We start from the raw sequence: 13452 nt of genomic DNA, 5'->3' as shown, positions 1-13452 counted from the left end.
GGGCCGGTTCGAACGCCAGTGCTGTGGGTACAACGCTGTCGGCGGGCCCCGGTACGCTTTCGGATATGAGTGCTGTTCCTCGTTCCGAGAAGCCGGTGAGCCGGTTCCGGCGCATGCTCGACCGGCTCTCCTCGTCGCAGGAGGACCTGGAGTCCGAGGAGCTGCGCGAGGACACCGAGACCGCCGGCTGCACCCGGATCGGCGACTGCCACGACCGCCAGATCGTGACCGTTACTGGTACCTTGCGCACGGTCACCCTGCGGCCGCGCGCGGGCGTCCCCGCCCTGGAGGCCGAGCTGTTCGACGGCTCCGCCGCCCTGGACGTGGTGTGGCTCGGCAGACGCTCCATCGTCGGGATAGAACCGGGGCGCAAGCTGATCGCGTCGGGCCGGATCTCGATGAGCCGGGGCCGACGGGTGCTGTTCAATCCGAAATACGAACTCCGACCCCTCGGACGGGAGTAGCCGGTGACGTCTCTCGACAAGCCGACCGAAGACACTCAGGCCGACGACGCACGGGCGGTGACCGAGGCCGCCCTCTTCGAGGCGTTCGGCGGCGTCCGGGGCATGGTCGAGACGGTCCTGCCAGGGCTGCTCTTCGTCACGATCTTCACGATCAACAAGGACCTGCACCTGTCGGCGATCGCCGCGCTCGCGGTGTCCCTGCTGCTGGTCGTGGTCCGCCTGGTCATGCGCGACACCGTCAAGCACGCCTTCAGCGGCGTCTTCGGCGTCGCCTTCGGCGTCGTCTTCGCGATGATGACCGGCAACGCCAAGAACTTCTACCTGCCCGGCATGCTCTACACGCTGGGCCTGGGCCTCGCCTACGTCATCACCACCCTCGCCGGTGTGCCGCTGATGGGGCTCATCCTCGGCCCGGTCTTCAAGGAGAACCTCTCCTGGCGGACCCGCAACCCCGGCCGCAAGAAGGCGTACGCCAAGGCCAGTTACGCCTGGGGCGGCATCCTGCTCGCCAAGTGCGCGATCCTCTTCCCGCTGTACTGGTGGGCCGACACCGCGCAGCTCGGCTGGGTCCTGGTCGCCCTGAAGATCCCGCCCTTCCTGCTGGCCGTCTGGCTCACCTGGGTCTTCCTCGCGAAGGCGCCCGCTCCGATCGACGTGTTCGCGGAGATGGAGGCGGAGGAGAAGGCCGAGGAGGCACGCAAGGCCGCGCAGGACGCCGAGCGCGGGGACACCGAGACCGCGGGCGGGCGGCACCGGCGCGAAGCCTAGATCGCTCTACGACGACGGAGGGCGCCCTGCATCACGCAGGGCGCCCTCCGTCGTCGTACGGCCTAGGAAGCTTCTTCCTTGCGGACCGACAGCAGGTCCTCCAGTTGCTCCTCGCGGGCCTGTGCCGCCACGAACAGGAGTTCGTCGCCCGCCTCCAGGGAGTCCTCCTGGGAGGGGGTGAGGACGCGGGTGCCGCGGATGATGGTGACCAGGGAGGTGTCCTCGGGCCACTCCACGTCGCCGACCGTGGTGCCGGCCAGGGCCGACTCCTCCGGGAGGGTCAGCTCGACCAGGTTCGCGTCGCCGTGGCTGAAGCGGAGCAGGCGGACCAGGTCGCCGACGCTCACCGCCTCCTCGACCAGGGCGGACATCAGGCGCGGGGTGGAGACGGCGACGTCCACGCCCCAGGACTCGTTGAACAGCCACTCGTTCTTCGGGTTGTTCACCCGGGCGACGACCCGCGGGACGCCGTACTCCGTCTTCGCCAGCAGGGAGACGACCAGGTTGACCTTGTCGTCGCCGGTCGCGGCGATCACGACGTTGCAGCGCTGGAGCGCGGCCTCGTCCAGGGAGGTGATCTCGCAGGCGTCGGCGAGCAGCCACTCCGCCTGCGGGACGCGCTCGACCGAGATGGCGGTCGGCGCCTTGTCGATGAGAAGGACCTCGTGGCCGTTCTCCAGCAGTTCGCCCGCGATCGAGCGGCCGACCGCGCCGGCACCGGCAATGGCGACCCTCATCAGTGACCGCCCTCCTCTTCGGGGCCCTCGGCGAAGGACGCCTCGACCTTCTCGATGTCGTCCGTACGCATCATCACGTGGACCAGGTCACCCTCCTGGAGCACGGTCTGCGAGGTGGGCAGGATCGCCTCACCGAGGCGGGTCAGGAACGCCACCCGGACGCCCGTCTCCTCCTGCATCCTGCTGATCTTGTGGCCGACCCAGGCGGACGAGGCGTGCACCTCGGCCAGCTGGACCCCGCCGGTGGGGTCGCGCCACAGCGGCTCCGCGCCGGACGGCAGCAGGCGGCGCAGCATCTGGTCCGCCGTCCAGCGGACCGTGGCCACCGTCGGGATGCCCAGGCGCTGGTAGACCTCGGCGCGCCGGGGGTCGTAGATACGGGCGGCGACGTTCTCGATGCCGAACATCTCGCGGGCCACGCGCGCGGCGATGATGTTGGAGTTGTCGCCGCTGGAGACCGCGGCGAAGGCGCCGGCCTCCTCGATGCCCGCCTCGCGCAGGGTGTCCTGGTCGAAGCCGACTCCGGTGACACGACGGCCGCCGAAACCGGAGCCCAGTCGTCGGAAGGCGGTGGGGTCCTGGTCGATCACGGCGACCGTGTGCCCCTGTTGCTCCAGGGTCTGGGCGAGAGCGGAACCCACTCTCCCGCAGCCCATGATGACGATGTGCACGACCGTCCTTCCGGTGTCAATAACTACTGCTCAGCCACATCAGGGTCTCAGACAGAGGCCCAAGCTACACACGCGCGGTAGGACGACGGCACCCCTGTGCACGGTTGCCCCCGACTTCGTGCCGTCAGCGGCGGCTGATGCTGCGGACACTCGCGAGGGTCAGGATTCCGAGGCCGACGAGGGCGGCGGCCGCGCCGATCAGTTGCGCGGTGGTGTCCATGAAGGCCTCCGGGGGCGGGTGAGGGGCGGGTGACGGACGGGGTCTTGTCATATAGGCATGCCGATCCGTCCGGCCGCGGAATCCGTTGCCGGTGGGGCGCCGCATTTCACTCGGTGGGCAGATGTGGGGTGGCGGGTGGTTGGGCATGCGTTCGAACGCCTACGATGCACTGTTGTGTCCAAACTGACCGACGTGCCCAAACGGATTCTGATCGGGCGCGCACTGCGCAGTGATCGGCTCGGGGAAACGCTCCTGCCGAAGCGCATCGCCCTTCCCGTGTTCGCCTCCGACCCGCTGTCGTCCGTGGCGTACGCGCCCGGCGAGGTGCTGCTGGTCCTGTCCATCGCGGGCGTGTCGGCGTACCACTTCAGCCCCTGGATCGCCGTCGCGGTCGTCGTGCTGATGTTCACCGTGGTCGCCTCCTACCGGCAGAACGTGCACGCGTACCCGAGCGGCGGCGGCGACTACGAGGTGGCCACCACCAACCTCGGCCCCAAGGCCGGTCTCACGGTCGCCAGCGCCCTGCTCGTCGACTACGTCCTCACGGTCGCCGTCTCCATCGCCTCCGGCATCGAGAACCTCGGCTCCGCGGTTCCCTTCGTCGTCGAGCACAAGGTGCTGTGCGCGATCGCCGTGATCGTGCTGCTGACCCTCATGAACCTGCGCGGGGTCAAGGAGTCCGGCTCGCTCTTCGCGATCCCGACCTACGTCTTCGTCGCGGGCGTCTTCGTCATGATCGCGTGGGGGGCGTTCCGCGGCCTGGTCCTCGGTGACACCATGCGGGCACCGACGGCGGACTACCACATCAAGGCCGAGCACCAGGGCCTGGCGGGCTTCGCGCTGGTCTTCCTGATGCTGCGCGCCTTCTCCTCCGGCTGTGCCGCGCTCACCGGCGTCGAGGCGATCTCCAACGGCGTGCCCGCCTTCCGCAAGCCCAAGTCGAAGAACGCGGCGACCACGCTCGCGATGATGGGCCTGCTGGCCGTCACCATGTTCTGCGGAATCATCGCGCTGGCCATGGCCACCAACGTCCGCATGGCCGAGAACCCGGCCGTGGACCTGCTCCACAACGGCGTCGCCCTCGGCTCGGACTACGTCCAGAACCCGGTGATCTCCCAGGTCGCCGAGGCCGTCTTCGGCAAGGGCAGCTTCCTGTTCGTCGTGCTGGCCGCGGCCACCGCCCTGGTGCTGTTCCTGGCCGCCAACACGGCCTACAACGGCTTCCCGCTGCTCGGCTCGATCCTCGCCCAGGACCGCTACCTCCCGCGCCAGCTGCACACCCGCGGCGACCGCCTCGCCTTCTCCAACGGCATCGTGCTGCTGGCCGGCGCGGCCGCGATGCTGGTGTGGATCTACGGCGCCGACTCGACCCGGCTGATCCAGCTCTACATCGTCGGCGTGTTCGTGTCCTTCACGCTCAGCCAGACCGGCATGGTCCGGCACTGGAACCGCCACCTGGCGACCGAGAAGGACCCCGCCAAGCGCACCCACATGATCCGCTCCCGGGCGATCAACGCCTTCGGCGCCTTCTTCACCGGGCTGGTCCTGGTCGTCGTCCTGGTCACCAAGTTCACCCACGGCGCCTGGGTCGCCCTGCTGGGCATGTGCATCTTCTACGCGACGATGACGGCGATCCGTAAGCACTACGACCGCGTCGCCGAGGAGCTCGCCGCGCCCGAGGGCCCGAGCGACGACAGCCTGCGGCCCTCCCGCGTCCACTCCGTGGTCCTGATCTCCAAGATCCACCGCCCGGCGCTGCGCGCGCTCGCCTACGCCAAGCTGATGCGCTCGGACTCGCTGGAGGCCCTCAGCGTCAACGTGGACCCGGCCGAGACCAAGGCACTGCGCGCCGAGTGGGAGCGGCGCGGGATCGACGTACCCCTGAAGGTGCTGGACTCGCCGTACCGCGAGATCACGCGGCCGATCATCGAGTACGTGAAGGGGCTCCGGAAGGAGTCGCCGCGCGACGCCGTGGCCGTGATCATCCCCGAGTACGTGGTCGGTCACTGGTACGAGCATCTGCTGCACAACCAGAGCGCGCTGCGGCTCAAGGGCCGGCTGCTGTTCACGCCGGGGGTCATGGTGACCTCGGTGCCGTACCAGCTCCAGTCCTCCGAGGCGGCGAAGCTGCGGGCCCGCAGGCGGCAGGAGTGGAACGCGCCGGGTTCGGTGCGGCGCGGTCCGGCCGCCGTGGACCGGGCGAAGGAGTCGTCGGCGCCGAAGTAGACTGGTCGGCTGTTGTCCCGACGCGCGTCCCTCACTTTTTTGGAGTCACCCCGCCATGCAGGCAGAACCGAAGAAATCGCTGGTGGGGACGGAGTTCGAGGTCGAGGTCGGCCCCGTCGCCCACGGCGGTCACTGCATCGCCCGTACGTCCGACGGCCAGGTGCTGTTCGTCCGGCACACGCTACCCGGTGAGCGGGTCGTGGCCCGGGTCACCGAGGGCGAGGAGGGTGCGCGGTTCCTGCGCGCCGACGCGGTGACGGTTCTGGAGGCGTCCAAGGACCGCATCGAGGCGCCCTGTCCCTACGCCGGTCCCGGCCGCTGCGGCGGCTGCGACTGGCAGCACGCCAAGCCGGGGGCCCAGCGGCGGCTCAAGGGCGAGGTGGTCGCCGAGCAGCTGAAGCGGCTCGCGGGGCTCACCCCCGAGGAGGCGGGCTGGGACGGCACGGTGATGCCGGCCGAGGGTGACAAGCTGCCGGCGGGCGAGGTGCCGTCGTGGCGCACGCGCGTGCAGTACGCGGTGGACGCCGACGGCAATGCCGGTCTGCGCCGCCACCGCTCGCACGAGGTCGAGCCGATCGAGCACTGCATGATCGCCGCGCCGGGCGTGAGCGAGCTGGGCATCGAGGAGCGCGACTGGTCGGGGATGGCCTCGGTGGAGGCGATCGCGGCGACCGGTTCGCAGGACCGGATGGTCATCCTGGAGCCTCGCCCGGGCGCCCGCCTTCCGCTGGTGGAGCTCGACAAGCCCGTCTCCGTGATGCGCGTCGAGGAGAAGGACGGCGGCATCCACCGCGTCCACGGCCGCGCCTTCGTGCGCGAGCGCGCCGACGGCCGCACCCACCGGGTGGGCAGCGGCGGCTTCTGGCAGGTCCACCCGCAGGCGGCCGACACCCTGGTGAAGGCGGTCATGCAGGGCCTGCTGCCGCGCAAGGGCGAGATGGCGCTCGACCTGTACTGCGGCGTCGGCCTGTTCGCGGGCGCCCTCGCCGACCGTCTCGGCGACCAGGGCGCGGTGCTCGGCATCGAGTCCGGCAAGCGCGCGGTCGAGGACGCCCGCCACAACCTCGCCGGCTTCGACCGGGTCCGCATCGAGCAGGGCAAGGTCGAGAGCGTCCTGCCGCGCACGGGCATCACCGAGGTCGACCTGATCGTCCTGGATCCGCCGCGGGCCGGGGCGGGGCGCAGGACGGTGGAGCACCTGTCGTCGCTGGGGGCCCGCCGCATCGCGTACGTCGCCTGCGATCCCGCCGCACTGGCTCGGGACCTGGGGTACTTCCGGGACGGGGGGTACCGGGTGCGGACGCTTCGGGTGTTCGATCTGTTTCCGATGACGCATCACATGGAGTGCGTGGCGATTCTGGAGCCTGCGGCGAAGGGGCTCTGAGCTGTGGTTTCCCGCTCGCTCGGGCCGTCAGCGCCGGGACGCGGGGTGGTGTGACCGGCGGCGCGTACATGCGCCGCCGGTGCTACGGAGCGGCGGCCCGGTGCTCGGGGCGGAGCCGTGCTCGGTGTGTCCCGTCCCGGTCACGCTGTCCTGTTCAGCAGGTCGGCCAGGACGTCGGGGCGTTCCAGGGCGATGAAGTGGCCTGCCCCGGGGACCTGGGTGAAGTCTGCGGTGGGCAGGAGCCGGCGGTTGGCCTGTCGGTCCGAGGGGCGGGACCAGTCCTTCTCGCCGTAGACGAGGTGGATGGGCGCCTTGACCTCGGGGTAGCGGGAGCGGGCCGCGATGAGGCTGGGCAGGGCCTGGTACACGGCCCGGGCGACGGTGGGGTAACCGGGGCGGCTGCCCACCTGGAGGAGTTCGTCGACGTAGTCCTCGGGCAGTGCGCTCTTGTCGCCGAGGCCGCCCCGCAGGATCGTGCGCAGGGCCGGCTTGGGCTCGACCCCGGCGATCACCGGGCCCACTCCCGGGGCGAGGACACCGCTGACCACGACCCGGGCGAGGAGGCTGGAGCGGGCGATGCCGCCGCGGAAGTCGTACGCGTTGACCGCGACGACGCGTCGGACGCGCTCGGGGAGGTCGGCCGCGGTGGTCAGGGCGAGCACCGCGCCCATGGACTCGCCGGCCAACGTCACGTCATGCAGGTCGAGTTCGGTCAGCAGGCGCTTGACGCCCGCGCGCATCGCGGGTTCGTCGTACGACGCCCCGGGCACGATCTCCGAGTAACCCATCCCCGGCAGGTCCAGGGCGTAGACCGTGTAGTGGTCCGCGACCAGCGGGATGAGCGCGCGGAAGTGCTCGGCCTGGGTCCGCACGGTGTGCAGCAGGACCAGGGGGGCGCCGGTGCCCGCCTTGAGGTAGCGCAGTTGTCCCTCCCGGTCACCGCGCGGGGGGATCGTGTGGCTGGTGGCCCCGGGAATGTGAAGGGTGGGACGTGACTCTTGGCTGGGCATCTCGCCGACTCCTTGTGGGTGAGGGATTACCAAAACGGTCACGACTCTCACCGGAGAACGTGAAACCGATCGGTTTCCACCAAGGTAAACCGATCGGTTTCCGAGCGCAAGTCCGCCACGGTCAAGGATTCACCGGGGCGTCCCGTACCCGTGGATACCTGGGATGACGAGCTCTCCGCCGGTCTGTCCCGCCTGGTCGATATCGGCATCGGTCAGGTCGATTCGGAGCTTGAGGCCGAGCTTCCCGACCGTGTCGTAGAGCCACTCCGGAACGGTGTCGGGAGTGAGGTGCAGGCGGAGGGCCGGCGGCAGGGGCAGGCCTTCGATGCCGGAGAGGGTGCCCGTCAGGCTCTCGACGTACATGGTGATCCGGTCGCCTCGCAGCGTCGACGTCGATCCGGGTGCTCCGTCGATGTGCTGGATCTGCGGGCCGACGGGTACGGCCATCTGCAGGTCGCGGATCGTGACGGCCGCCGCGGAGAACTTGAGCACCCGCTTGGGTCCGGCGGCCGTGTCCACGGTCACCACGCCGCCGAAGACGAGGTCGTGCAGTCCGAGGCGGGTTCCCTTCAGGTTCCAGGACTCGGCGGCGAATCGACCGGCGCTCGTGTCCTCGGGGGCCTTGAGGTCGCTGATGTCGCAGGTGCGGGGGGCCGCTGTGGTGGGTGCCGGGCGGGGTGGCGGCTCGGTGGTCCGGTGGTGGGGGGTGGGTGTTCGCGGCACGTCTGTGTGGGGGGTGGGGGAGGCGTGGGGTGTGGTCGGGGGTGCGGCGGAGGGTTTCGCGGTCGTTGGTGTCGGCGTCGGGGCGGTCGGGATCGGGGTGGGAGTCGTGCCGTGTTGCGGGCTCTGCTCTTCGGTGGCGCCGGGGAGGAGGGAGCCGAGGAGGTCTGCGAGGCCGTTGGAGGCGGCGGTCGCCGTCGGTGAGGCGGTCGTGCTCGGTGAAGCGGTCGTAGTCGGGGCCGGGGCCGCCTCTCCGACGGTCCCGCGCTCCCGCGGCTCGACGGGGGCCTCGCTCGTGGGGGCACCCGGCGTGCCCGGAACAGTGGCCGAGGGAGTCGGGGAGGGGGCTGCCGTGTCGTCGGGGCGGGCGCAGTCGACGCCGTCGGCGAACTCCTCCTCGGGAGCGGAATGAGCCGCGGTGGCGCTCGTGTCGACCGTGGGTGGACGCTGGCTCGCCAGGACGAGGACGGTCGGCAGCGCGGTGAGCGCGAGAGCCTTCCCGAGCGGCAGGCGCAGTCGGGTCAGCGCGGACGTACGGGGAACGGCGTGGCGGCCTTTCGACGACCGCTGGTGGTGCGGTGCTACGGTCCCGCCGCGGAGGTCGGGCGACTGGTCGGTCATTCGCCGGCCCCTTCCGCCGGCCCCTCGGTGTCGTCGGCCGTGTTCACCGGGCCCCACGCCAGGGCCAGGAGTCCACCCGTGGCGGCACACAGCGTGCCGAAGAAGAAGCCGCCGAAGTTCGAGATGGGCAGCGACAGCACACCGAGGAAGACGGCCACGCATCCGGCGAAGAACCTGATGACCGGCTGGAACCACAGGAGTCCGCCGAGGACGATCAGCGTCAGCCCGATGACCAGGGACCCCGCCCCCGCGGTGGTGGACATCGCGACCGACAGGGCGCCCAGGGAGAGGTTGAAGTACGGGAAGTAGATGATCGGCGCGGCCGCCAGGAGCACCAGCAGGCCCGCCCAGAAGGGGCGGGTGCGCCGCCAGGTCCGAAAGCCCTGGCGAGCGCGGGCGAAGCCGCTGTCACTGTGGGGGTGCGCGGGTGCGCCGGCACTCGTCATGTGGAGGTTCCCAACTCGTCGGCGGGCGGGGCGGATCCGGGGTGGGGCGGGGGGATCGGGGCGGGTCGGGCCGGGGTGTCAGAAGCAGTCGTGGCGGCCGGGCGCGATGTTCATGTGCAGGCCCGCGAGTTCGAACGTGCCGGCGGAGGTGGCCCAGACCTTCTGGTGGGCGTCGATGATCTCGATGGAGTCGGCCTGCTGGGCGTAACCGTCGGGATCGACGTGATCCTTGGGGTTGACCTGGCCCTTCGTGATGGAGCCGGTGGCCACGCCGATGTCGACGTTCCTGAAGGTGCCGGACTTGGCCTGGAGGTCGGTCATGTCGATGTACAGGTCCCTGGCCTTGACGGCGGTGCCCTCGCCGCCGGCCTTGAGCGACATCGTGTAGGTGCCGAGCACCGGGATGTCCACGGGCACCGACTGGCACATGTCGGTGATCTTCGCCTTCTCCAGGGCCGAGACGGAGACGGGTATGTGTTTGCCGTTCTTGGCGACGTCCACCGTCGCGTAGTTGGCGAATCCGGAACCACTCAGGGAACCGGCGGAGACCTTGAAGTCGGAACCGGAGATGCTGAACGAAGCGGCCAGCGCGCCCTGGGCCATGGAGACGGCGACAGCGGCCGTGGCGGCCACGGTCGGCACCGCGCCGATGGCGAAACGCTTCCAGTGCGTCCTGCCCGTTTGCTGGGACATGCGTGGACCTCCGTTGTCGAGGTGAACGTCGAGGGGTGCGGGGTGGGTCGAGGGTGTGGGGTGGGTCGATGTGTACCGGGTGCGTCGAGGCCGGGCGCGCGAAGAAGGCGCGCCGGAGGAGCACTCGGTAGTGCCACTATCGAGTGCCTGATAGTGGCACTATCGAGCTCGGTGGTGCAACCCCCGGTAACGCGATACTGGAGGGACAGTCGAGCGTGAGGGAGCGCATGAGGATTTCGGAGCTCAGCCGACGGTCCGGGGTGCCGGTGGCGACCATCAAGTACTACCGACGGGAGGGGCTGCTCCCGAAGGGGCGCGCGCTGAACCCGACCACGGTCGAGTACGACGAGGAGCACGTCCGGCGACTGCGGCTGATCCGTTCCCTCATCCAGCTCGGCGGGCTGTCCGTCGCCCGTGCCCGGGAAGTGCTCGAAGCCGTCGAGCAGCCGCTGGACGCGTTCGAGACCCTGGCCGTCGTTCACCACGCTCTGCCCGTTCCTTCCGCGGAGGCGGTCGGTGAGGGGGAGGGCGGTGAGGGCGACGGGAGTGCCGGCGAGGAAGAGGCAGCCGGCACGGCCGCCGAGCGGGTCGAGACCCTCATCGCGAGCATGGGCTGGCAGATCTCCGACGCGTCTCCGCACCGCCCGGCCCTCGCCGAGAGCCTCGCGGCGCTGAGCCGCCTCGGCGCCGACTACGCGGCCGACGACCTCGTCCCCTACGCGCGGCTCGCCACCTCCACCGCGGACCTGGACTTCGCGCAGTTGGAAGGGATCGAGGACCAGGTCACCCTCGCCGAACGGGCGGTGGTCCTCAGTGTGCTGTTCGAGCCGGTCGTGAGGCTGCTGCGGCGCCTGGCCCAGGAGGACGCGAACCACCGTCGCCACGATCGCCGTGCGTGCGGGCGGGAGGAGTGGACGGCGTAACCCGCGGGACGGGTGCCGGTTCGCCGACGCGGTCGTCGCTCGGACCGGCGTGTGGATTCCTCTGTCCGGACAGCCGTGCGACCCGGCCCGCTTGCATGCGGGAAACCGATCTGTTTTCCTAGGGGAAACAGATCGGTTTCCGACCGGTGGTCGGGCCATGGCCAGCGACTAAGGGGAAAAGTGAGTACCACCTTCGACCGCGGAGCGCCCGCCTCCGGAAAAACAGACTCGGGCCGCCGCGGCTCACATGCCGTGCGCTGGTGGGTGCTCGTCGTGCTGGGCGTGGCGCAGCTCATGGTCACGCTCGACGCGACCGTCGTGAACATCGCGCTGCCCGAAGCGCAGCACGACCTCGGTTTCAGTGACGGCAGCCGGCAGTGGGTCATCACGGGGTACGCCCTGGCCTTCGGCAGCCTGCTGCTGCTCGGGGGGCGACTCGGTGACCTGGTCGGGCGTCGTACGACCTTTGTGACCGGCCTGGTCGGTTTCGCGGCCGCATCCGTCGTGGGCGGCGCGGCGACCAGCTTCGAGATACTCGTCGCGGCCCGTGTGGCCCAGGGCCTGTTCGCCGCGCTGCTCGCGCCCGCCGCGCTCTCGCTGCTCAGCGTGACCTTCACCGATCCGGCCGAGCGGCCGAAGGCCTTCGGCATCTTCAGTGCGCTGTCCGGTGCGGGCGCCGCGGTCGGACTCCTGCTCGGCGGCATGCTCACCGAATGGGCGTCCTGGCGCTGGGTGATGTACGTGAACGTCGTCTTCGCGGGCGTCGCGCTCGTCGGTGCGCTGCTGTTGCTGGCCAAGCCCGAGCACACCGAGCGGCCCAGGATCGACATTCCCGGCACCGTCGTGGTCAGTGCGGCGCTGTTCGGCATCGTCTACGGGTTCGCGCACGTCGAGTCCACCAGCTGGACCGACCCCGTCGCCCTCGGCTCCATGATCAGCGGGGTGGTGCTGCTCGGGGTGTTCGCCTGGCTGGAGCTCAGGGTGCCGCATCCGCTGCTGCCGCTGCGCGTGGTGCTGGACCGGACCCGGGGTGGTTCGTTCCTGGCCGTGTTCGTCCTGGGCATGGGGATGTTCTCGATCTTCCTGTTCCTGACGTACTACCTGGAGGCCAGCATCGGCTACTCGCCGATCGAGGCCGGGCTGTCCTTCCTGCCGATGGTCGGGGGCATCGTCGCCGCGTCGACCACGGTGCCGTCGCTGCTGCTGCCCAGGGTCGGTCCCAAGGTCGTGGTCAGTGCCGGCTTCCTGGTCTCCGCGTCCGGTATGGCCCTGCTGACGCAGCTCACCCTGAACAGCGCCTACGTCGCCGACATCATGCCGGGCATGATCCTGTTGGGGCTCGGCATCGGTGCGGTGATGACCACCTCGTTCCAGGGCGCGACCTCAGGCCTGCACCACGAGGACGCGGGTGTGGCCTCGGCGCTGATCAACACCAGCCAGCAGGTGGGCGGTTCGATCAGTACGGCGCTGCTGACCACCGTCGCCTCGTCGGCCGCGACCGACTACCTGTCCTCGCACAAGCCGGGTGCGCTGACCATGGCCCAGGCCGGGGTCGAGAGCTACACGGCCACGCTGGCGTGGGGCGCCGGGATCTTCGTGGTCGGCGCGGTGCTGGCGGCGTTCCTGATGCCGAACGCGGCTCTGGCGCCGTCGGAGGGCGAGCCGGTGATCGCCCACTGAGGGTGGGCCGTGACGGGGGGTGCCGCCGTTCTGGCGCCACCCCCCGTCGTCGTGCTGTCCGGCGCCTGGCCCCGCCTTGCCGCGCACGCCGTAAACCGATCGGTTTCCAATAGGCCGGAATCGAGTTAACCTCGCCGTATGACCACCGAAGCAATGCCAAGCTCCCGAGAGCGCCTGCTGGAGGCGGCGGGGAGGCTCACCTACCGAGACGGCGTCAACATCGGCATCGACGCGCTGTGCAGGGAGGCGGGGGTGTCCAAGCGCTCCATGTACAAGCTGTTCGAGAGCAAGGACGAACTGCTGGCGGCCACCCTGGAGGAGAGTGCCTCCGCCTATGTGGCGGCACTCCTTCCGGCGGCGGACGACGACCGTCCACCCCGCGCGCGGATCCTGCACGTCTTCGAGCAGGCCGAGGCGCAGGCGGGTGCGGCCGACTTCCAGGGCTGCCGGTATCTGGTCGCGCAGATCGAGCTCAAGGATCCGAACCATCCCGCCAGCCGGGTGGCCCGCGGGGTGAAGGACAACGTGACGGCCTTCTTCCGTGCCGAGGCCGAACAGGGCGGGGCGAGGGATCCGGAGTTGCTGGCCCGGCAACTGATCCTGGTCTTCGACGGCGCGAGCGCCCGGGCGGGGATCAAGGTCGACACGCAGGGGGGTCTGCTCGCGCCGACGGTGGTCACGCTGCTTGACGCGGCGGGCGTGCGGTGAGGGGGGTGCCGGGTTCGGTTGTCGGGCGGGTGCGGGTGTGTGTGGGGGCTGGTCGCGCAGTTCCCGGCGCCCCTGGGGCGGTTCGGCGCACACCGGCTCGGCGCTGGGGACTTGCGTGTGAAAACCGATCGGTTTACGGTGGTGAAACTGATCGGTTTCTCGCCCTTCGTGGTGAGCCCGC

General features: G+C 70.2%; 13 protein-coding genes. 7 read left to right on the top strand and 6 right to left on the bottom strand.

Annotation, left to right across the window (positions count from 1 at the left end; all coding sequences use genetic code 11):
* The first annotated feature begins 65 nt into the window (after positions 1 to 65).
* Both OHN19_RS10560 and OHN19_RS10555 read left to right on the top strand, forming a co-directional pair.
* The gene (locus tag OHN19_RS10560) at positions 66 to 464 is read left to right on the top strand and encodes an OB-fold nucleic acid binding domain-containing protein (protein WP_330263944.1); all 399 of its coding nucleotides are present in this window, start codon (positions 66 to 68) and stop codon (positions 462 to 464) included.
* A 3-nt stretch (positions 465 to 467) separates the two neighbouring features.
* Positions 468 to 1232 carry a DUF3159 domain-containing protein gene (locus OHN19_RS10555; protein WP_330263943.1) on the top strand — a complete coding sequence of 255 codons (765 nt, stop codon included), beginning with the start codon at positions 468 to 470 and terminating at the stop codon, positions 1230 to 1232.
* A gap of 62 nt (positions 1233 to 1294) precedes the next feature.
* On the opposite strand, the gene OHN19_RS10550 is transcribed toward OHN19_RS10555, so the two are convergent.
* Positions 1295 to 1969 (bottom strand): potassium channel family protein, encoded by a 675-nt coding sequence (locus OHN19_RS10550; RefSeq protein WP_037710885.1) that lies wholly within the window; start codon positions 1967 to 1969, stop codon positions 1295 to 1297.
* Positions 1969 to 2640: a potassium channel family protein gene (locus OHN19_RS10545; RefSeq protein ID WP_123763562.1), complete on the bottom strand. Its 672-nt coding sequence runs from the start codon at positions 2638 to 2640 to the stop codon at positions 1969 to 1971. Before OHN19_RS10545 ends, OHN19_RS10550 begins: the two co-directional genes overlap by 1 nt.
* A 394-nt stretch (positions 2641 to 3034) precedes the next feature.
* Here OHN19_RS10545 and OHN19_RS10540 point away from each other — a divergent pair, with 394 nt between their 5' ends.
* Together OHN19_RS10540 and OHN19_RS10535 are read left to right on the top strand one after the other, a co-directional pair.
* Entirely contained in the window at positions 3035 to 5086 is a 2052-nt protein-coding gene (locus OHN19_RS10540) for an APC family permease (protein WP_330263942.1), read from the top strand.
* 55 nt (positions 5087 to 5141) lie between these two features.
* The gene (locus OHN19_RS10535; RefSeq protein ID WP_330263941.1) at positions 5142 to 6470 is read left to right on the top strand and encodes a class I SAM-dependent RNA methyltransferase; all 1329 of its coding nucleotides are present in this window, start codon (positions 5142 to 5144) and stop codon (positions 6468 to 6470) included.
* 140 nt (positions 6471 to 6610) lie between these two features.
* Here the strand turns inward: OHN19_RS10535 and OHN19_RS10530 are convergent, their stop codons facing one another.
* The 4 genes from OHN19_RS10530 to OHN19_RS10515 form a co-directional block, all read right to left on the bottom strand.
* Positions 6611 to 7480 (bottom strand): alpha/beta hydrolase, encoded by an 870-nt coding sequence (locus tag OHN19_RS10530; RefSeq protein ID WP_330263940.1) that lies wholly within the window; start codon positions 7478 to 7480, stop codon positions 6611 to 6613.
* Positions 7481 to 7609: 129 nt separating this feature from the next.
* Positions 7610 to 8821 carry a hypothetical protein gene (locus OHN19_RS10525; RefSeq protein ID WP_330263939.1) on the bottom strand — a complete coding sequence of 404 codons (1212 nt, stop codon included), beginning with the start codon at positions 8819 to 8821 and terminating at the stop codon, positions 7610 to 7612.
* A complete protein-coding gene (locus OHN19_RS10520; protein ID WP_330263938.1) occupies positions 8818 to 9267 on the bottom strand; it encodes a DUF6114 domain-containing protein in 450 nt (149 codons plus the stop codon). The genes OHN19_RS10525 and OHN19_RS10520 overlap by 4 nt, the downstream gene beginning before the upstream one ends.
* A gap of 78 nt (positions 9268 to 9345) precedes the next feature.
* Positions 9346 to 9960: a DUF6230 family protein gene (locus OHN19_RS10515; RefSeq protein WP_330263937.1), complete on the bottom strand. Its 615-nt coding sequence runs from the start codon at positions 9958 to 9960 to the stop codon at positions 9346 to 9348.
* A 227-nt stretch (positions 9961 to 10187) separates the two neighbouring features.
* On the opposite strand from OHN19_RS10515, the gene OHN19_RS10510 reads away from it, so the two are divergent.
* The 3 genes from OHN19_RS10510 to OHN19_RS10500 all read left to right on the top strand — a co-directional run bounded on the left by OHN19_RS10510 (position 10188) and on the right by OHN19_RS10500 (position 13271).
* The gene (locus tag OHN19_RS10510; RefSeq protein WP_330263936.1) at positions 10188 to 10883 is read left to right on the top strand and encodes a MerR family transcriptional regulator; all 696 of its coding nucleotides are present in this window, start codon (positions 10188 to 10190) and stop codon (positions 10881 to 10883) included.
* Positions 10884 to 11063: 180 nt separating this feature from the next.
* A complete protein-coding gene (locus OHN19_RS10505; RefSeq protein ID WP_330263935.1) occupies positions 11064 to 12563 on the top strand; it encodes an MFS transporter in 1500 nt (499 codons plus the stop codon).
* A 138-nt stretch (positions 12564 to 12701) separates the two neighbouring features.
* Positions 12702 to 13271: a TetR/AcrR family transcriptional regulator gene (locus OHN19_RS10500; RefSeq protein WP_330263934.1), complete on the top strand. Its 570-nt coding sequence runs from the start codon at positions 12702 to 12704 to the stop codon at positions 13269 to 13271.
* The last annotated feature ends 181 nt before the right edge of the window (positions 13272 to 13452 follow it).

The organism is Streptomyces griseorubiginosus (assembly GCF_036345115.1).
GTDB classification, from domain to species: Bacteria; Actinomycetota; Actinomycetes; order Streptomycetales; family Streptomycetaceae; genus Streptomyces; species Streptomyces griseorubiginosus_C.
The sequence above is the reverse complement of the archived record's forward strand: the minus strand, read 5'-3'. Positions and strand labels throughout refer to the sequence as shown.

What these genes read in the sequence shown, in the direction of transcription:
- OHN19_RS10560 (WP_330263944.1), top strand. Translation starts at nt 66, where the DNA reads ATGAGTGCTGTTCCTCGTTCCGAGAAGCCGGTGAGCCGGTTCCGGCGC.
- OHN19_RS10550 (WP_037710885.1), bottom strand. Translation starts at nt 1,969, where the DNA reads ATGAGGGTCGCCATTGCCGGTGCCGGCGCGGTCGGCCGCTCGATCGCG.
- OHN19_RS10535 (WP_330263941.1), top strand. Translation starts at nt 5,142, where the DNA reads ATGCAGGCAGAACCGAAGAAATCGCTGGTGGGGACGGAGTTCGAGGTC.
- OHN19_RS10530 (WP_330263940.1), bottom strand. Translation starts at nt 7,480, where the DNA reads ATGCCCAGCCAAGAGTCACGTCCCACCCTTCACATTCCCGGGGCCACC.
- OHN19_RS10525 (WP_330263939.1), bottom strand. Translation starts at nt 8,821, where the DNA reads ATGACCGACCAGTCGCCCGACCTCCGCGGCGGGACCGTAGCACCGCAC.
- OHN19_RS10520 (WP_330263938.1), bottom strand. Translation starts at nt 9,267, where the DNA reads ATGACGAGTGCCGGCGCACCCGCGCACCCCCACAGTGACAGCGGCTTC.
- OHN19_RS10515 (WP_330263937.1), bottom strand. Translation starts at nt 9,960, where the DNA reads ATGTCCCAGCAAACGGGCAGGACGCACTGGAAGCGTTTCGCCATCGGC.
- OHN19_RS10510 (WP_330263936.1), top strand. Translation starts at nt 10,188, where the DNA reads ATGAGGATTTCGGAGCTCAGCCGACGGTCCGGGGTGCCGGTGGCGACC.
- OHN19_RS10500 (WP_330263934.1), top strand. Translation starts at nt 12,702, where the DNA reads ATGACCACCGAAGCAATGCCAAGCTCCCGAGAGCGCCTGCTGGAGGCG.